This is a genomic window from Pseudomonas sp. KB_15 (genome assembly GCF_052114525.1).
Classification (GTDB): Bacteria; Pseudomonadota; Gammaproteobacteria; order Pseudomonadales; family Pseudomonadaceae; genus Aquipseudomonas.
Genome location: NZ_JBFREX010000259.1, coordinates 1 through 416, shown reverse-complemented (window position 1 = coordinate 416; position 416 = coordinate 1). Strand labels below are relative to the sequence as shown.

1 protein-coding gene is annotated in these 416 nt (G+C 53.6%); it reads right to left on the bottom strand.

The window, feature by feature from the left end:
- The coding region (locus AB4Z35_RS30775; RefSeq protein WP_442101269.1) for an IS3 family transposase at positions 1-416 on the bottom strand (416 nt) is incomplete at both ends.

Here is a 416-nt window from a genome sequence, read left to right as displayed (position 1 = left end):
GTCCTGTATTGCACGGGACTCAGCCCTTTTAGTTTGAGCTTGATGCGGTCATGATTGTAGTAGTGAATGTATTGGCGCAGTCCATCCTGCAGTTGCTCGATGCTGGTGAACTTGTTCAGGTAGAAGAATTCGGACTTTAGGATGCCGAAGAAGCTCTCCATGGCAGCGTTGTCGAGGCAGTTACCTTTGCGCGACATACTGGGACGGACACTGCGCTGCTTGAGCATCGATCGATAGGACGCCATTTGGTATTGCCAGCCCTGATCCGAATGCAGGATCGGTCGGTCCTTGGGGCCGAGTCGAGCAAACGCCTTCTTGAGCATTTTGCTTACCATCTCGAACAACGGACGCCTGGCCATCTCGTATGCGACGATCTCGCCGTTATGCAGGTCCAGCACCGGCGAGAGGTATAGCTT